This is a genomic window from Streptomyces sp. YJ-C3, from assembly GCF_053891275.1.
Genome location: NZ_CM132685.1, coordinates 2475523 through 2493427, shown reverse-complemented (window position 1 = coordinate 2493427; position 17905 = coordinate 2475523). Strand labels below are relative to the sequence as shown.

Below are 17905 nucleotides of genomic sequence, written 5' to 3'. Positions count from 1 at the left end.
TGTCACCAGGAGACTCATGTCCTTCTCGTACGTCGACGATGTCCTGCCCGGGAGCGGCGCGCTGCCGCCGCGCGCCTGGTACCCCGAGTCGTCCGCCACGACCCTTTCCCTGAACGGGAGTTGGCGCTTCCGCCTGGCGCCGACCGCCGACGCGCACGACGCGTCCTTCGCCGCCGAGGGGTACGACCCCGACGGCTGGGCCGAGGTGTCGGTGCCGGGACACTGGGTGCTGCAGGGCGACGGCGCCTTCGGCTCGCCGATCTACACCAACCACCTCTACCCCTTTCCCGTCGACCCGCCGCACGCACCGACCGAGAACCCGACCGGCGACCATCTGCGCACGTTCGACCTGCCGGCGCGGTGGCCCGCCGACGGCACGGCCACCCTGCGCTTCGACGGCGTGGAGTCCTGTGCGCGGGTGTGGCTGAACGGCACGGACCTCGGCGAGTTCAAGGGCAGTCGGCTGCCGCACGAGTTCGCGGTCGGGCACCTGCTGAAGCCGACGGGCAACGTGCTCGCGGTCCGTGTCCACCAGTGGTCGGCGGGCTCGTACCTGGAGGACCAGGACCAGTGGTGGCTGCCGGGCATCTTCCGCGACGTGACGCTGCTGCACCGCCCCGCCGGGTGCGCTCTCGACTTCTTCGTGCACTCCTCGTACGACCACACGGCCGGCACGGGCACCCTGCGCGTGGACAGCGACGTCGACGGCCGGATCACCGTACCCGAGCTGGGAGTTGACGTTCCGACCGGCGAAGCGGTGACGGTCGCGGTGGAGCCGTGGACGGCGGAGACACCGCGCCTGTACGCGGGCACGCTGGACACCGGCGGCGAGCGCGTACCGCTGCGCATCGGGTTCCGCACGGTGGCGCTGTCGGACGGCCTGATCAAGGTCAACGGCACGCCGGTCCTCTTCAAGGGGGTCAACCGGCACGAGTGGCACCCCGAGCGCGGCCGCGCCCTCGACGCGCAGACCATGCGCCGCGACGTCGAGTTGATGAAGCGGCACCACATCAACGCCGTCCGCACCTCCCACTACCCGCCGCACCCCGCCTTCCTGGACCTGTGCGACGAGTACGGACTGTGGGTGATCGACGAGTGCGACCTGGAGACGCACGGATTCGTCGAACAGGGCTGGCGTGACAACCCCGTCGACGACGACCGCTGGACGCCCGCGCTGCTGGACCGCGCGGCGCGCATGGTGGAGCGCGACAAGAACCATCCGTCGGTCGTACTGTGGTCGCTCGGCAACGAGGCGGGCACCGGCCGCGGCCTGACCGCGATGGCCGAGTGGATCCGCGGCCGCGACCCCGAGCGGCTCGTCCACTACGAGGGCGACATCAACTGCCGTGACACGGACGTGTACGCACGGATGTACGCGGACCACGCCGAGGTCGAGCGGATCGGCCGGGGCCTGGACGGCGGCCCGGACCGGCGGCGCGCCCTGCCCTTCATCCAGTGCGAGTACGCGCACGCGATGGGCAACGGTCCGGGCGGACTCGCCGACTACCAGCGGCTGTTCGAGACGTACGACCGGCTCCAGGGCGCCTTCGTGTGGGAGTGGATCGACCACGGGATCAGCGACGCCCGGTACGGGTACGCGTACGGCGGCGACTTCGGCGAGGAGCTGCACGACGGCAACTTCGTCTGCGACGGGCTCCTCTTTCCCGACCGCACGCCGTCGCCGGGCCTGGTCGAGTTCAAGAAGGTGATCGAGCCGGTCCGTATCGACATCGACGCCCCGGCGGGCACGGTGCGGATCACCAACCGCTACGACTTCCGTGATCTGTCCGGCCTGTCCTTCTCGTGGGCGTACGAGGTCGAGGGCGAGCGGGCCGGGTCGGGTGCGCTCGCCGTGCCCCCGCTCGCGCCGGGCGAACGCGCCGAGGTGAAGCTGCCCGACGCGCCCGCCGACGGGAGCGGCCGGGAGGCGCAGTGGACGGTGCGGGCGCTCGACGCGGACGAGCACGAAGTGGCGTGGGGGCAGGCGGGCGTTGCGCCGGCTCCCTCTCGTCCGGTACCGCTCGGGGCACGGCCCGCCGTCGGACCCGGGCTGATCACGCTCGGCCCGGCCGCGTTCGACGCGCGGACGGGCGCGCTGCGCACGCTCGGCGGCGTCGAGGTGGTCGCCCCCCGGCTGGATGTGTGGCGGGCGCCGACCGACAACGACAACGGCGCGAGCTGGCAGAGCGGTGAGCGGCTCGGGCTGCTGTGGCGGCAGCTGGGGCTGCACCGGATGCGGCACCGGCTGGACGCGGTGGAGCCGGGCGACGACGCGCTGACCGTGCGCACCCGGGTGGCCCCGGCGGGGCGGGACATCGGACTGCGCACGGTCTACCGCTGGACCGCCGACGCCCGGCGGCTGCGCCTGACCGTGTCGGTCGCCCCCGAGGGCGACTGGCGGGTCCCGCTCCCCCGGCTCGGTGTCCGCCTCGGCCTTCCGGGCGTGGCCGGCGACCGGGTCCGCTGGTTCGGCGGCGGCCCCGGCGAGGCGTACCCCGACACCCGGGCGGCGGCGCGGGTCGGCCTGTGGGAATCGACCGTGGACGCGCTGCAGACGCCGTACCTGCGACCGCAGGAGAACGGGGCGCGGGCCGACGTCCGCTGGGCCGAGATCGCGGGCCTGCGGATCGACGGCGAGCCGCGCTTCTCGTTCTCCGCGCGACGTTGGACCTCGGAGCAGCTCGACGCGGCCGACCACGTGGGCGACCTGCGCACCGAGGACACCGAGGACACCGGCGGCGCTCTCTGGCTGAACCTCGACCACGCCCACCAGGGCATCGGCTCCCAGTCCTGCGGCCCGGGCGTCCTCCCGCGGTACCGCCTGACGGCGGCCCCGGCGGAGTTCACGTTCACGTTCCGCGTGCTCGGCTGAGGGCCGGGGCACCGGCAGGGCGCCGTCGTCATGCAGTCGGTGTGGTCGGCCCCTTGGCCGATCGCGTCCGTCAGGGCCCGAGACAGGAAGAGGTTCAGCTGTGTCGGGGCCGCGCCGAAACGGGGCCGCCCCGACCACCCGGGTCCCGGCGCGCACCGCTCCGGGGCGGTTGACATGATGGGCGGGTGAACTTCCGGTCGATCTATGCCCAGGGTTTCGCGCGGGTCGCCGCCTGCACCGGCCACGCCGCCATCGCGGACCCGCCCGCCAACGCCGAGGCCATCCTGCGCCAGGGGCGCCGCTGTGCCGAGGAAGGGGTCGGCGTCGCCGTCTTTCCCGAGCTCGGGCTGTGCGGGTACTCCATCGAGGACCTCGTGCTGCAGGACGCGCTGCTCGACGAGGTCGAGGACGCGCTCGCCACGGTCGTCGCCGGTTCGGCGGACCTACTGCCGGTGCTGGTGGTGGGCGCCCCGCTGCGGCACCGGAGCAGGATCTACAACTGCGCGGTCGTCGTGCACCGCGGCCGGGTCCTCGGCGTCGCCCCCAAGTCGTACCTGCCGAACTACCGGGAGTTCTACGAGCGCCGGCAGCTCACCCCCGGTGACGACGAGCGCGGCGGCACGATCCGGGTCGGCGGCGCGGACGTGCCGTTCGGCGTGGATCTGCTGTTCGCCGCCGAGGACGTGCCCGGGCTCGTGCTGCACGCGGAGATCTGCGAGGACATGTGGGTGCCGGTGCCGCCGAGCGCCGAGGCTGCCCTCGCGGGCGCGACCGTGCTGCTGAACCTGTCGGGCAGCCCGATCACCGTCGCCCGCGCCGAGGACCGCAAGCTGCTGTGCCGCTCGGCGTCCTCGCGCTACCTGGCCGCGTACGTCTACGCGGCGGCCGGGCTCGGTGAGTCGACGACCGATCTGTCCTGGGACGGGCAGACCATGATCTACGAGAACGGGACGCTGCTGGCGGAGACCGAGCGCTTCCCGCTCGACGACCGGTACGCGGTGGCCGACGTCGATCTGGACCTGCTGCGCCAGGAGCGGCAGCGGATGGGCACCTTCGACGAGAACCGGCGCACCCACGCCGCGCGCACCGGCGACTTCCGCACGGTGGCGTTCCGGCTCGACCCGCCGACCGGCTCCGATCTGGGGCTGCGCCGCCGTGTCGAGCGGTTCCCGTTCGTGCCCGCCGATGCGGAGCGGCTCGCCCAGGACTGCTACGAGGCGTACAACATCCAGGTCGCGGGCCTGGTGCAGCGGCTCGGGGCGATCGGCGGCCCGAAGGTCGTCATCGGGGTGTCCGGCGGTCTCGACTCGACGCACGCGCTGATCGTCGCGGCCCGGGCCATGGACCGGGCGGGCCGTCCGCGCAGCGACATCCTGGCGTTCACGATGCCGGGCTTCGCGACCGGCGAGCACACGAAGAACAACGCCCACGCGCTGATGAAGTCGCTCGGCGTCACCGCGGCCGAGCTGGACATCACGGACACCGCGCGGCTGATGCTGAAGGAGATGGGCCACCCGTTCTCGTCCGGCGAGCCGGTGTACGACGTCACCTTCGAGAACGTGCAGGCGGGGCTGCGCACCGACTACCTCTTCCGGCTCGCCAACCAGCGCGGCGGCATCGTGCTCGGCACCGGTGACCTGTCCGAGCTGGCGCTCGGCTGGTGCACGTACGGCGTCGGCGACCAGATGAGCCACTACAACGTGAACTCGGGTGTGCCGAAGACGCTCATCCAGCACCTGATCCGTTGGGTCATCAGCAGCGGCCAGTTCGGCGACGAGACCGGTGAGACGCTCGCCGCGATCCTCGACACGGAGATCAGCCCCGAGCTGGTGCCGGGCGAGGAGCTGCAGTCGACCGAGTCGAAGATCGGCCCGTACGCGCTGCACGACTTCACGCTCTACTACGTGCTGCGGTACGGACTGCGGCCCTCGAAGATCGCGTTCCTGGCGTGGCACGCCTGGCGGGAGCAGGACGCCGGGGCGTGGCCGCCCGGCTTCCCGGAGGCCGACCGCGGCGCCTACGACCTGGCGGAGATCCGGCACTGGCTGGAGTACTTCTGCCGTCGCTTCTTCGGGTTCGCGCAGTTCAAGCGGTCCGCGATGCCGAACGGCCCGAAAGTCTCGGCCGGTGGTTCGCTCTCGCCGCGCGGCGACTGGCGGGCGCCGTCCGACGGCAGTGCGCGGGCCTGGCTGCGGGACCTGGAGCGCTGGGAGTGGCCGGACGGCGTGTGACCCGCCGGGGCCTCAGCCGCTCGGGCTGAGGCTGCGGAACGTGCGCCGGTAGGACCGCGGCGACACCCCGATCGCCGCCTGCAGATGCTGGCGCAGCGAGGTGCCCGTGGCGAATCCGACCTCGGCCGCGATCCGGTCGACCGGCAGATCGGTGGTCTCCAGGAGCTGGCGGGCCCGGTGCACGCGCTGCTGGATCAGCCAGCGGCCCGGGCTCGTGCCGGTCTCCTCCTGGAAGCGCCGGGCGAACGTCCGCGGGCTCATCCGGGCGTGACCGGCCAGCTCCCGCAGGGCGAGCGGCCGGTCGAGGCGCTCCAGGGCCCAGGCACGGGTGGCGGCGGTGCCGGTGTCGCCCTCCTCGGGCACCGGCTGCTCGATGTACTGGGCTTGGCCGCCGTCGCGCCAGGGCGGTACGACACAGTGCCGGGCGACCCGGTTGGCGACGGCGCTGCCGTGGTCGGAGCGCACCAGGTGCAGGCACACGTCGACGCCGGACGCGGCGCCCGCCGAGGTCAGCACGTCGCCGTCGTCGATGAAGAGCACCTCGGGGTCCAGGGCGACGTGCGGGAACATGCGGCGGAACAGGTCCGCGAGCGCCCAGTGCGTCGTCGCGGGGCGGCCTTCGAGCAGGCCCGCCGCGGCCAGCGTGAACGCGCCCGTGCAGATGGACACGATGCGGGTGCCCGGGCGGATCCGGCCGAGGGCCGCGCGCACCGGCTCCGGCAGCTCCTGCGAGAGGTACCGCAGGTCGAACGGCGGCACCACCACCGTGTCCGCGCTCTCGAGCGCCTCGGGCCCGTGCTCGACGGTGATCGTGAAGTCGGCGTCGGTCGTCACCGTGCGCTCGTCCGTCGCCGCGCAGGTCAGCACCTCGTACGCGCCCGGCACCAGCGGGAAGACCCGGTTCGGGATGCCGAGCTCGAAGGGGTAGACGCCGTCGAGCGCGAGCGTGACGACGCGGTGCGGCCGGCCGGCCGGGAAGTCCTCAAAGCCCATGGCACGATCCTATCGCTTCATGGCAATCTTGCCATTGCCCAGGTCAGCGGCGTGAAGCAAGCTGAACGCATGACCAAGAACACGATGAACGCCCTCACCCAGGACACCCTCGGCGACCCCGATGTGCTGCGCGTGGCCGAGGTCGCCCGCCCGGAGCCGGGCATCGGCCAGATCCTCGTCGCCGTCCACGCCGCAGGGGTCAACCCCACCGACTGGAAGCACCGCGCGCACGGCGCCTTCCTGGGCGAGCCCCCGTTCACGCTGGGCTGGGACGTGTCGGGCGTGGTCGAGGCGGTCGGTCTCGGCGTCTCCCTGTTCGCGCCCGGCGACGAGGTGTTCGGCATGCTGCCGTACCCGTACGGCGCCGGTTCGCACGCCGAGTACGTGACGGGACCGGCCCGCGCCTTCGTGCCCAAGCCCGCGGGGCTCGGCCACGTCGAGGCGGGCGCGCTGCCCCTGGCGGCGCTGACCGCCTGGCAGGCGCTGGTGGACAACGCCGACGTGGGCCCGGGCCAGCGGGTGCTGGTGCACGCGGCGGCCGGCGGTGTGGGACATCTGGCGGTGCAGATCGCCAAGGCGCGCGGCGCGTACGTCATCGGCACGGCCAGCGCGGCCAAGCACGACTTCGTGCGCGGTCTGGGCGCCGACGAGGTCGTCGACTACCGCACCACCGACTTCGCGGCCGAGGTCCGGGACGTCGACGTGGTGCTCGACTCGCTGGGCGGCGAGAACTGCCTGCGTTCGCTGGAGGTGCTCAGGCCGGGCGGCGTCCTGGTGTCGATCCTGCCGGACAAGTGGAGCCCCGTTCCCGACCGTGCACGGGAGTTGGGGGTGCGGGCCGTCTTCATGCTGGTCGAGCACGACCAGGCGGGCATGGCGGCGGTCGCCGCGCTCGCCGCGTCCGGCCGGCTGCGCGCGCACGTCGCCGGCACCTATCCGCTCGCCGAGGCGGCCAAGGCCCACGCGGAGGGCGAGACGGGCCGCGTCACGGGCAAGCTGGTGCTGACGGTCAGCCCGTAGGCGCCGCGCGAGGCGTCCGAGCAGGGGGCCCGTGGGCGTGCGACGCCCACGGGCCCCCTGTCACCTCCCCCAACGCGCCGTAGAATGGAGGCACTTGAGCCGTCGGTGACCGACGTGGAGCCCTGGGGGGAGCGAGTCCACCGTGTCGCAGCAGCAGCTGAACCGGAACCCGTCGGCGCCCCGCACCGGAGCGTCGTCCCGGCTCCGGCGGGCATCGCCGCCGCAGCGCCTGGTGGGCTGGCTGGGCGGATTCGGCGCCGCGGCCGCCGCGTACACGGTGTTCCAGTCGGTGTACGGGCTGCTGCCGGGCGGCCTGGCCGGGGACTCCGCGCGGTACGCGGTCGCCGCGACGAGCGGGGCCGGCGCGGGGCTCGTGGTGTGGCTGTCCGCCGCCCTCGTGCGGTCCCGGCAGGCCCAACAGGCGTCACGGGGAAGGCAGTCGGGCGCCGCCTCGGCGGACCCGGGCCGGCTGACGGCGCTGACCGCGGCGACGTACGGCACCCTGGCAGCGGAACTGTGCACCGTCGACGATCCGGCGGCCGGCCGCCTGACCGGCTGGACGCACTCGCTCGGTGAGCCGGGGCGGGTGCGTCCGACGGCGACCGGTACCGCGTACGGGCTGCACCTCACGCTGGACCTCGGCGCGTCCGACGGCCGGCTGAGCACCGGCGGGCTGGTGCGCACCCTGTGGGCCCTGCGACTGCCGGACGGCGGCTGGTCCGCGCGCTCGCAGGGCACCCAGGCCCGGCCCGAGGTGACGGCCCTGGTGCTCGGCGCGCTGGCCCGCGCGGGCGCGGACCCGGATCTGATCGCGGTGGAGGCGGACCGGTGCGCGGCCGGCTTCACCCGCGAACTGGACCGTACGGGGCACGAGTTGACGCACGTCGTGACGACGGTGCTGCGCGGCATGCTGCGGGCGGCGCCGGACGAGCGCGACCGGCTGCGCACCCTGCGCGACGTCCTGGTCGCCGGGGCCGTGCCCGACCCGGGGCGCGCCGGACACCCCCGCTGGGGCTACCGTCTGGCGGCGCCGCAGGGCCCGCCGTCCGCGCTGCACACCGCGCAGGCCGTGGTGGCCCTCGACCGCACGGCGCGGGTGCTCGGCGAGGAGAGCGACGCGGCGCGCGCGGCCCGCGAGGGCGGGGTGCGCTGGCTGCTCGCCTGCCCGGACCCGGCCCACGACCTCTGCCTCGACCTGGAGAACCTGCGCGAGGAGGTGCGCCGCCCGCGGGCGGACGAGCCCGACCGCGTCGAGGTTCTGAACGTCCGCCATTTCACTGCGAGTTGGCTGGTCCGTGCGCTGCTGACGACGGGCGCGCGGGACGTGGCGCGCGGCGCGGGCGCCGAGCGGGTCCGGCGGGAGCAGCTGGCCGGTGCGGCGGCCGCGGTCTGGCGGGGGCAGGCGGACGGGATATGGACCTGGGTGCGGGACGACACCGGTGAGCTGCGACGGCCGATATGGATGACCTATCAAGGTCTTTCGGCGCTGCGGGCCCATGCCTTATGGATGTATGAGCCATAGGCGAGGGTGCGGGGAGGACGCGGGGCATGGGTGGTCGACAGGTGGTCTCGGCGCGGCGGCTGCTCGCCGACGCGCTCGACGTGACGGCGTCCGAGGCGGATCTCGCCCGGGCGGCGCACGATGTCGTCATCCGGCTGGGTTCCGCCGGGCGGCTGCCGGAGCTCGTCGGGGATCTCGCGGCGGGCGGCGGCGATCCGGTGGGCTGCGCGCGGCTCTCGTACCGGCACGTCCTCGGCTTCGACAAGCTGCTGCTCATCGACGGCGGGCCGCATCACATGCTGCGCGCCCACGTCTGGCATCCGGGCGCGCACAGCCCGGAGGACATCCACAACCACCGCTCCCCGCTCGCCTCGTACATCGTGCGCGGGGCGCTGCGGATGGAGCTGTACGCGGCCGCCCGGGACGGCGGCGAGGAGGCCGCCCGCTATCGGGAGTCACTGTCGCACGACACGGCGGACTGGCTGCTGGAACCGGCAGGGCCGGCCCGGCTGCGGCTGACGCAGGTCGCCGAGTACGCGGCGGGCAGCAGCTACGCCCTGCCGGCGCACACCCTGCACCGGGCGTGGAGCACGGCGGCGGATCCGACGGTGACCCTGTTCCTGGAGACGGGGGCGCAGCGGCGCCGGCACACGGACGTGTTCCTCGGCGCGGACGCGGAGCGGCACAGCCCCGCGGTCCCGAAGACGCCGCTCGACGTGAAGGAGTATCTGCGGGAACTGGACGCTCTGGCGCGCCTGTTGAGCGAGGCGTGAGGCGGTCGCGGGGGCGCGGGGGTGCTCAGAGGTGGGGCAGCGCCTGCGCGACGACGGCGCGGTTGTAGTCGTCGATCTCGACGGTGTCCAGGTCGGCGGGGGCCAGCCAGGTCGCGGCCTGGTCGGCGTGCGGCAGCACGATGCCGGTGGTGAGCGGGCGCACCAGGTAGTTGTCCTGGAAGTTCTTGACCTCGCGGCCGCGGTAGTCGCTGACGAAGGAGGACTCGCCGATCCTCCGCTCCACGTACCCGAGCAGGCCGGTCTCCTCCTTCAGCTCGCGCAGCACCCCGTCCTCGGGGCTCTCCCCCGGTTCGAGCTTGCCGCAGGGCACGCCCCACACCCGGGGCAGGAACCGCTCGGTCTCGCTGCGCCTGACCAGCAGAACGCGCCCGTCGAGCGCGACGACGGCCGCGGCGAGCCGATTCTCCGGAGGGATAGCCACGTGTCCACGGTAGCGCGTGACACGGACGACGGCACATGGGTGCAACGCGCTTTCGAACGAACGGAGTTGAGGACACAGGCCACCGGAGCACCTTGCGCCCCGCGCGCGCATCGACGCCTCACGGCCGCACCCGGTCCGACGCCCTGGGCCGGGCGGCGCGGCGCGGGGAACAGCCGCGCCGCGCCCGTGGTTCGACCACCTTGCAACGGCGCGACGATCAACTGACGTGTGGGGGACGGACGATGAGCGGTGTCGAGGTGCGCGGTACGGTCGCGGCGGGTTTCGAGGGGGTCCGCGAGGAGTTCGCGGCGGTGCTCGCCGAGGAGACGGCCGAGCCGGGAGCGCAGCTGGCGGCGTATGTGCACGGGCGGCAGGTCGTGGACCTGTGGGCGGGCGAGGGCTTCGAGGGCTCGTCGCTGACGGCTGTCTTCTCCAACACCAAGGGCGCGGCGCACCTGGTGGTGGCGCTGCTCGTCCAGGAGGGCGTTCTCGCACTGGACCGTGAAGTGTCGTCGTACTGGCCCGAGTTCACCGGACACGGCAAGGAGCGGCTGACGCTGCGCGAGCTGCTCGCGCACCGCTCGGGGCTGATCGGCGTCGACGGCGGCTTGAGCTCCGAGGAGCTGGGCGACGACCGGCTGGTCGCCGAACGGCTCGCCGGGCAGCGGCCGTTCTGGGAGCCGGGCTCGGCGTACGGCTATCACGCGCTGACGATCGGCGCCCTGACGGGCGAGGTGGTACGCCGGGCGACGGGCCGCACCCTGCAGGAGGTGTACGAGGAGCGGATCCGGGCGCCGTACGGCCTCGATCTCTGGCTGGGTCTGCCGGAGGCCGAGGAGGGCCGGTTCCATCCGATGCGGCCGATGGCGCCGACGCCGGAGCAGCAGGCGTTCCTGGCGGCGAGCCGACCGGCGCCGGACAGTCTCCTCGCGGTCGCGTTCAACCCGACGGACGACCCCGCGTACGACCTCCTCGACGAGTACGTCAACACCCGGCGGGTGCGCGCCCTCGGGCCCGCCTCGGCCGGCGGTGTCGGCAACGCGCGCGGGCTGGCCCGGCTGTACGCGGCGGCGCTGAGCGGGGTGGACGGCGCCCCCGCGCTCCTGAAGCCGGAGACGGTCGCGGAGTTCACGCGGCGCCAGTGGACCGGCACCGACCTGGTGACGGCCGAGCCGGACCACTTCACGCTCGGCTTCGAGACGGAGGGGCTGCGCTATCCGCCCCTCGGTCCGGAGGCGTTCGGCCACTGCGGCGCGGCCGGGTCGGAGGCCTTCGCGGACCCGTCCACCGGTCTGGCCTACGGCTACACCCGCCGCCGCTACGCCTTCCCGGGCGGCGCCGGACCGGAGAACCAGCGGCTGGTGGCCGCGCTGGTGCGGGCGGCGACCGACTGACGGTCCGAGGTGCGCACCATAACCAGCGGCTATGGAAGAAGGTCTTGGACGCACCGCTGGCCGGCCCTTGAGGATGAGGTCGTCGCCGGGCACCGAAGTCCGGTCGCCTGAAGCGGAGTTGAGTGTCCTCATGACCAAGGTCTGGCTGATCACCGGTGCGAACAGCGGTTTCGGCCGCGCCTTCACCACGGCGGCCGTCGGCGAGGGAGACCTCGTCGTCGCCACGGCCCGCCGCCCGGAGACCCTCAAGGATCTGGTGGAGGCGCATCCGGGCCGGGTGACGGCGCTGCCGCTCGACGTGACGGACCCGGCGGCCGTCGACGCGACGGTCGCCGAGGCCGTCGCCCGGCACGGCCGCATCGACGTGCTGGTCAACAACGCGGGCCGCGGGCACGTCGGCGCCGCCGAGGAGACCGCGGACGCGGAGCTGCGGTCGCTGTTCGAGGTGCACTTCTTCGGGCCCGCCGCCCTGGTGCGGGCCGTCCTCCCGCACATGCGCGAGCGGCGCCGCGGGGTCATCGTGCAGCTCAGCAGCATGGGCGGGCAGATGTCGTTCCCCGGGATGTCCGCGTACAGCGGCACGAAGTTCGCGCTGGAGGGTTTCTCGGAGGCGCTGGCGACGGAGGTCGCGCCGCTCGGCATCAAGGTGCTGGTGGTCGAGCCGGGCGCGTTCCGTACGAACCTGATGAACGGCACCACGGCCAGCACCCGGATCGACGACTACGCGCCGACGGTCGGCGCCACCCGTGACGCGCTCGATGCCGCCGCCCGCTCCGGCGACGAGCCGGGCGATCCCGCGAAGGCCGCCGCGGCGGTCGTCGCGGCGCTCGCGGCGGAGCACACCCCGCTGCGACTGCCGCTCGGCGACGACGGGGTGGACGCGGTGCTCGGGCACCTCGACTCGGTGCGGGACGAGATCGCGGTGTGGGAAACGGTGGCGCGGGCGACGCGGTTCGACGGCTAGGTCGTGTCCGCAAAGTCATGGGAGCCAGAGTTGTAGGCAGGCGAGGGTGACCATGGCTTGGTAGTGGCGGGCTCGTTTGTCGTAGCGGGTGGCCAGGGCCTTGTGGTGCTTGAGCTTGTTGAAGCAGCGTTCGACGAGGTTGCGGCGCCGGTAGGCGGCCCGGTTGAGTCTGCATCGGCTCTGGCCTCTGCGGATGCGGCCGTTGATCTGGTCGATTCGTTCCGGGATCGCTGCTTTGATGCCGCGTCCGCGCAGGTAGGCGCGGATCTTGACGGACGAGTAACCCTTGTCTGCGGCCACCCGCTCCGGTCTGGTGCGTGGGCGGCCCGGACCGCATCGGGCGACCCGGATGCGGGCCATCACCGCCTCGAACTGGGTGCAGTCGTTGACGTTCCCAGCGGTCAGGGTGAAGGCCAGGGGCCGGCCGAGTCCGTCGCAGGCAAGGTGGATCTTCGTGGTCAGTCCGCCGCGGGAGCGGCCGATCGCCTCGCCCGGCCAGAGCCCCCTTTTCGTGCCCCGGCCGCATGCTGATGGGCTCGCACCGTCGTGGAGTCGACACACACGATCGACCAGTCGACAGCGCCCACGGCGTCGGAATGCTGCTGGACGTGGGCCAGCAGGCGGTCCCAGGTTCCATCGGCCGACCAGCGGCGGAAGCGTTCGTAGACCGTCTTCCACGGGCCATAGCGTTCCGGCAGGTCCCGCCAGGCCGCCCCGGTCGACAGCTTCCACAGGATTCCGTTGACGACCTGACGTCGGTCCCGCACCGGACGGCCCATCCGGGGCGGAGCCAGTAACGGCTCGATCACCGCCCAGGATTCATCGGTCAGTTCATGACGACGCACCATGAACAGACCAACGAGCCAACGACTTTGCGGACACGACCTAGGGCCTGGAGGGGCCCGTGCTGTTCTGTGCGCCCGCGAGCGACACGATCCGCCGGACAGGTCCTGAGGCCCAGGACGCCGCGGCCTGCTCAGCCACCGTCCAAGGTCTTCGCGACGGCGGAGATCGCCGCCGGTCCCACCCGGCAGCAGCCGCCGATCAGCCGTGCCCCGGCCGCCCGCCATCCTTCGATCCGCTCCGGGCCGAACGTCGACCGCCCGGTCCAGCGGCGCGCCCCCGCGTCCCAGGTCTCCCCGCTGTTCGGGTACACGACCACCGGCTTGCCGGTCACGCGGGCGGCCAGGGCGACCGCGTGGTCCGCGTCCTGCGGGGCGCAGCAGTTGACGCCCACCGCGACGATCTCTGCCGCGTCGGCGGCGAGGCCGAACGCCTCGTCCAGCGGCTGCCCGGCGCGGGTCCGCTCCCCCGCGACGCTGTACGAGAGCCACGCGGGCACCCCGAGGCCGCGCACCGCCCGCAGCAGCGCCCGCGCCTCGTCCGTGTCCGGCACCGTCTCCAGGGCGATCACGTCCGGCCGGGCCGCCGCCAGGGCCTCCAGGCGCGGCCGGTGGAACCGTTCGAGTGCGGCCACGCTCAGCCCGTAGCGCCCCCGGTACTCGGAGCCGTCGGCGAGCATCGCCCCGTACGGACCCGCCGACGCGGCCACCCACAGCGGGCGGCCGGTCCGGACCTCGCTCGCCGCGCGCCGCGCCGACTCGACGCTCAGTGCCATGAGTTCGGCCGCCCGCCGGTGCCCGATGCCGTGCCGTGCGAACCCCTCGAACGTGGCCTGGTAACTCGCGGTGATGGCGACGCTCGCGCCCGCCTCGTAGTACGCCCGGTGGGCCGCGACGATCGCCTCGGGCTCCTCGGCGAGGAGGCGGGCCGACCACAGTTCGTCGCCGAGGTCGTGCCCGGCGGCCTCCAGCTGGTTGGACAGCCCTCCGTCCAGGACGACGGCCCGGTCCCCGGCGAGGGCACGCGGAAGGCCGGGCGGCTCGGGCGCGTTGTCACTGGTCATACCGGTGAGCCTACGTCGCCTTCCGCGGCCCGCGCCGCCCACCGGATGCCGCCCGCCAGATGGGCCCGGAAGTCCGGGTCGTCGTACGCGGACGCGTCGTGGCCGAGCCCGGTGTAGAAGACGCGCCCGCGCCCCTCGCCCTGCTCGCGGCACCAGATCAGGGGATGGTCGCCGCCCATCCGCGCGTCGTCGTACGAGGATTCGTCGGCGTACGCGAGGACGCGGACGGCCGGGTCCGTGCGCGGGTCGGTCCGGAAGTCGTACCACTCGTCGGTGAACTCCCAGCTGTCGCCCAGGTGCCGGGTGGCCGGGTGCGTGCGGTCGGCGACGCGGAGGCGTCCCGGCTGGTACGCGGGGTGGCGGTCGAACCGGGCGGCCAGCAGTGCGCCGTAGTACGGCCAGTCGCCCTCGGTGCACGCGGCGGCGTGGACGCCGACGAAGCCGCCGCCCCCGTCGACGTACGCCGCGAGCCGCGCGCGTCCCTCCGGGGTGAGGACGTCGCCGCTGGTGGAGAGGAAGACGACGGCCGTGTACCGGTCGGCGAGGCCGGCGCGCTCGAACACGGCGGGGTCCTCGCTCGCCGCGACCTCGAAGCCGTGCGCGCCGCCGAGGTCGCGGAGCGTGGCGACGGCATACGGGATGGAGGCGTGCCGGTAGGCGGTGGTGCGGCTGTAGACCAGGATCATGCGCCCGCACTGTAGTCACACGTCACGTGCGGCCGCGGCCGGGCGACGCAGAAGCCGGGCGTCCGTTTCGTACAAGACCGCAGGGCGTGCGGGTGCCTACGGTGAAGCCATGACTGACAGCACTGTCCGCATGGACGCCATCGGAATCCTCTCCTCCGACCTGGCCGCCTCGCTCGCGTTCTACCGCCTGCTGGGCCTCTCCTTCCCCGAGGGCGCCGAGCAGCTCCCGCACGTGGAGGCGGAGCTGCCCGGCGGCATCCGGCTCATGTTCGACCCGGACAGCAGCGGCGCGGACCACGGCCGCGGCCGGATCGCGCTCGCCTTCCACTGCGGTGACGCCGCCGGGGTCGACGCGACGTACGCGGCGCTGACCGACGCCGGGTACCACGGCGAGAGCAAGCCGTGGGACGCGGTGTGGGGGCAGCGGTACGCCGTCACGCACGACCCGGACGGCAATCAGGTCGACCTGTTCGCCTGAGCCCGCCGCCCGTCGCCCGTCGCTCTCAGGCCAGACGTCGCAGCGTCACGCCCGTCAGGTCCCGTACGTCGCGCGACAGATGGGCCTGGTCGGTGTACCCGGCCCGGACGGCGGTCTCCGCGAAGGGGACGCCGGACCGGGCCAGCGCCAGGGCCCGCTGCAGCCGCAGCACCCGGGCCAGCGTCTTGGGACCGTACCCGAACGCGGCGAGTGAACGCCGGTGCAGCAGGCGGGTGTTGAGCCCCGCGTGCTCGGCGGTCTCGGCGATGCCCCGGCCCGCGTCGAGGGCCGACACGACGCGGGCGAGCAGCGGGTCGGGCGGGCCGGCGGCGCGGGCGAGGCGGACGGCCGCGGACTCCAGCTCGGCGGCGGGATCGGCGGCCGCGTCGACCCGCTCGGTGAGCCGGCGGGCGTCGGCGCCCCGCCACAGGTCGGCCAGCTCGGCACGGCTGTCGCGCAGTTCGTGCGCCGGGACGCCGAGGTAGGCGGGCGCCGTGCCGGGGGCGAAGCGGATGCCCGCGTAGGTCCGGCCGGCCGTGGCTCCCGCGGGGTGCGCCCGGGTGTCGGGCCCGGCGACGAAGAGCCGGCCCTCGCTCCAGATCAGGTCCATGCAGCCGTCGGGCAGCACCGGGGCCGCGGCGCCGCGGCCGGAAGCCACGGTGCGCGTCCAGACGACCGCGCCCGGTACCCGGCAGTCCCGCTCCTCGTACCCGTCGCCCACGCCCTCCACGCTACGCCGCGCGCGTGCGGTGCTCCTGCGGGCTGACTCCGTGCACCCGCTTGAAGGCGCTGGACAGGGCGAACGCGCTGCCGTAACCGATCTGCCGGGCGATCGCCGCGACGGTGAGGTCGCTGTCGCGCAGCAGATCCGCGGCGAGGGCGAGGCGCCAGCCGGTCAGATACGTCATCGGGGGCTCGCCGACGAGCTCGGTGAAGCGGCGGGCGAGCGCGGCGCGGGACACCCCGGCCCGGCCGGCGATCTCGGCGACGGTCCACGGGTGGGCCGGATCGTCCTGGATCAGCCGCAGTGCCCGGCCGACGACCGGGTCGCCCATGGCCCGGTACCAGGCGGGCGCGTCCGCCTCGGGGCGGGAGAACCAGGCGCGCAGCGACGTGATGAGCAGCAGGTCAAGGAGCCGGTCGAGGACGACCTCCTGGCCCGGCCCGTCCTTCCCGATCTCCTCGGCGACCAGCGGGGTCAGCGGGCAGTCCCACACCTCGGTGGGCAGCACGAGCACCGGTGGCAGCGCGTCGAGGAGCCGGGCGGTGAGCTCGCCGCGCAGCTGGTAGGTGCCGATGAGCAGCTGCGCCGGGCCGTCCGGGGTCTCGCCCCACTCCCGGACCCCGAGGTCCCGGTAGCGGCCGACGTGCGCGGGCCCCAGCGGGCGGCACACCTGGCCGGGGCCGATCTCGGCGCGCGGGGCGGTGGCGGGGTCGTCGCAGCAGACGTACGCGTCCGGGCCGCGGGCGACGGCGATGTCGCCGGGGCGGATCCGGCGGGCCGGCCCGTCGCCGTCGGGCAGGATCCACGCGTCGCCCTTGACCATGATCATGACGGTGAGGGGTGCCTCGTCGGCGATCCGCACGGCCCAGGGGGTCTCGAAACAGGCCCGGATCATGAAGGCACCGCGGGCCCGGGGCCCCTCCAGGAGGCCTGCGAGTACGTCCATGACGGCAGCGTAGACGGGCGCTTATGGCGGTGAGCGGCTCATCAATGTTTCCGGACTCCGCACGGCAGTTGAGTGGAGGCATGACAGAGACGACGAAGAACGTGACGACAGTGGTGGTGACCGGGGCGACCGGGCGGACGGGGCGCCGGGTCGCCGCGGCGGCGCGCGCGGCGGGGCTGGCCGTGCGGGCGGCCTCGCGGTCGGGCGCGGTCCGGTTCGACTGGGCGGACCCGGCGACGTGGGACGCGGCGCTGCGCGGCGCCGACGGGGCGTATCTGGCGTACCCGTCGGACATCGGGGCGCCGGACGCCGCGGACGCGGTGGGGGCGCTGGCGCGGCGGGCGGTCGAGCTGGGCGTGGGCCGTCTGGTCCTGCTCTCGGCGCGCGGCGAGGACCAGGCCGCTCCTGCCGAGGAGGCGGTGCGGGCGTCGGGCGCGGACTGGACGGTGCTGCGGTGCGCGTGGTTCCACCAGAACTTCGGCGAGGGTCCGCTGCTGGAGCAGGTGCGCGGGCCCGAGCTGGTGTTCGCGGCGCCGGACGCGCTGCGCGAGCCGTTCCTCGACGTACGGGACATCGCGGAGGTCGCGGTGGCGGTGCTGCGGGAGCCGTCCGGGCGGTACGCGCGCACGACCCTGGAGCTGACCGGTCCCGAGCTGCTCACGTGGGGCGAGGCGCTGGCCGAGGTGGCGCGCGCCGCGGGTACGGCGAAGCGGTACGTGGCGGTGCCGGTGCACGAGTACGGCGCGGCGCTGCGGGAGCTGGGGGTGCCGAAGGAGGAGGCCGGATTCCTGGTGGAACTGTTCGGCACGCTGCTGGACGGGCGCAACGCGTCCGTGACCGGTGACGTGGCGCGGGTGCTGGGGCGGGGGCCGCGGTCGTTCGGGGCGTACGCGGCGCAGACGGCGGCGGCGGGCGTCTGGACGTAGCAGCCGCTCCGAACGGGAGAGGGGGTGCGGGAGAGGACGGTCGCCGTCC

The 17905-nt window shown here is 74.0% G+C and carries 15 protein-coding genes and 1 pseudogene; 9 read left to right on the top strand and 7 right to left on the bottom strand.

The window, feature by feature from the left end; translation table 11 throughout:
* The first annotated feature begins 16 nt into the window (after positions 1-16).
* Both ACVHNB_RS11035 and ACVHNB_RS11030 read left to right on the top strand, forming a co-directional pair.
* Entirely contained in the window at positions 17-2872 is a 2856-nt protein-coding gene (locus ACVHNB_RS11035) for a glycoside hydrolase family 2 TIM barrel-domain containing protein (protein WP_456227938.1), read from the top strand.
* 185 nt (positions 2873-3057) lie between these two features.
* Entirely contained in the window at positions 3058-5103 is a 2046-nt protein-coding gene (locus ACVHNB_RS11030; protein WP_428951558.1) for an NAD(+) synthase, read from the top strand.
* Between the two features lie 12 nt (positions 5104-5115).
* Here the strand turns inward: ACVHNB_RS11030 and ACVHNB_RS11025 are convergent, their stop codons facing one another.
* Positions 5116-6096 carry a GlxA family transcriptional regulator gene (locus ACVHNB_RS11025; RefSeq protein WP_428951559.1) on the bottom strand — a complete coding sequence of 327 codons (981 nt, stop codon included), beginning with the start codon at positions 6094-6096 and terminating at the stop codon, positions 5116-5118.
* A gap of 69 nt (positions 6097-6165) precedes the next feature.
* Here ACVHNB_RS11025 and ACVHNB_RS11020 point away from each other — a divergent pair, with 69 nt between their 5' ends.
* The 3 genes from ACVHNB_RS11020 to ACVHNB_RS11010 all read left to right on the top strand — a co-directional run bounded on the left by ACVHNB_RS11020 (position 6166) and on the right by ACVHNB_RS11010 (position 9390).
* Positions 6166-7116, top strand: coding sequence for an NADP-dependent oxidoreductase (locus tag ACVHNB_RS11020; RefSeq protein ID WP_456227937.1), 951 nt, complete (start codon positions 6166-6168; stop codon positions 7114-7116).
* Positions 7117-7258: 142 nt separating this feature from the next.
* Positions 7259-8638, top strand: coding sequence for a hypothetical protein (locus ACVHNB_RS11015; protein WP_428951561.1), 1380 nt, complete (start codon positions 7259-7261; stop codon positions 8636-8638).
* Positions 8639-8664: 26 nt separating this feature from the next.
* Positions 8665-9390: a hypothetical protein gene (locus tag ACVHNB_RS11010; RefSeq protein ID WP_456227936.1), complete on the top strand. Its 726-nt coding sequence runs from the start codon at positions 8665-8667 to the stop codon at positions 9388-9390.
* Between the two features lie 25 nt (positions 9391-9415).
* Here ACVHNB_RS11010 and ACVHNB_RS11005 read toward each other — a convergent pair whose 3' ends face one another.
* Positions 9416-9826: an NUDIX hydrolase gene (locus tag ACVHNB_RS11005; protein WP_428957501.1), complete on the bottom strand. Its 411-nt coding sequence runs from the start codon at positions 9824-9826 to the stop codon at positions 9416-9418.
* A 248-nt stretch (positions 9827-10074) separates the two neighbouring features.
* On the opposite strand from ACVHNB_RS11005, the gene ACVHNB_RS11000 reads away from it, so the two are divergent.
* Together ACVHNB_RS11000 and ACVHNB_RS10995 are read left to right on the top strand one after the other, a co-directional pair.
* Positions 10075-11226, top strand: coding sequence for a serine hydrolase domain-containing protein (locus ACVHNB_RS11000; protein WP_428951563.1), 1152 nt, complete (start codon positions 10075-10077; stop codon positions 11224-11226).
* Positions 11227-11356: 130 nt separating this feature from the next.
* Positions 11357-12190, top strand: coding sequence for an oxidoreductase (locus ACVHNB_RS10995; protein ID WP_456227935.1), 834 nt, complete (start codon positions 11357-11359; stop codon positions 12188-12190).
* Positions 12191-12205: 15 nt separating this feature from the next.
* On the opposite strand, the pseudogene ACVHNB_RS10990 reads toward ACVHNB_RS10995, so the two are convergent.
* From ACVHNB_RS10990 to ACVHNB_RS10980, 3 genes and pseudogenes are all read right to left on the bottom strand, one after another.
* Positions 12206-12969, bottom strand: a pseudogene (locus ACVHNB_RS10990) (IS5 family transposase).
* A 197-nt stretch (positions 12970-13166) separates the two neighbouring features.
* A complete protein-coding gene (mmuM, locus tag ACVHNB_RS10985) occupies positions 13167-14096 on the bottom strand; it encodes a homocysteine S-methyltransferase (RefSeq protein ID WP_428951565.1) in 930 nt (309 codons plus the stop codon).
* Positions 14093-14782 (bottom strand): ThuA domain-containing protein, encoded by a 690-nt coding sequence (locus ACVHNB_RS10980; RefSeq protein ID WP_456227934.1) that lies wholly within the window; start codon positions 14780-14782, stop codon positions 14093-14095. The genes mmuM and ACVHNB_RS10980 overlap by 4 nt, the downstream gene beginning before the upstream one ends.
* Positions 14783-14891: 109 nt before the next feature.
* Between ACVHNB_RS10980 and ACVHNB_RS10975 the strand changes: the two genes are divergently transcribed.
* Positions 14892-15260: a VOC family protein gene (locus ACVHNB_RS10975; protein ID WP_456227933.1), complete on the top strand. Its 369-nt coding sequence runs from the start codon at positions 14892-14894 to the stop codon at positions 15258-15260.
* 25 nt (positions 15261-15285) lie between these two features.
* Here ACVHNB_RS10975 and ACVHNB_RS10970 read toward each other — a convergent pair whose 3' ends face one another.
* Both ACVHNB_RS10970 and ACVHNB_RS10965 read right to left on the bottom strand, forming a co-directional pair.
* Positions 15286-15981: a helix-turn-helix domain-containing protein gene (locus ACVHNB_RS10970; protein ID WP_456227932.1), complete on the bottom strand. Its 696-nt coding sequence runs from the start codon at positions 15979-15981 to the stop codon at positions 15286-15288.
* Between the two features lie 10 nt (positions 15982-15991).
* Positions 15992-16930, bottom strand: a complete 939-nt coding sequence (locus ACVHNB_RS10965) for an AraC family transcriptional regulator (protein ID WP_428951569.1) — start codon at positions 16928-16930, stop codon at positions 15992-15994.
* An 80-nt stretch (positions 16931-17010) separates the two neighbouring features.
* Here ACVHNB_RS10965 and ACVHNB_RS10960 point away from each other — a divergent pair, with 80 nt between their 5' ends.
* Complete coding sequence (locus ACVHNB_RS10960; protein ID WP_456227931.1) at positions 17011-17856, top strand: NmrA family NAD(P)-binding protein; 846 nt, start codon at positions 17011-17013, stop codon at positions 17854-17856.
* Positions 17857-17905: the final 49 nt, after the last annotated feature.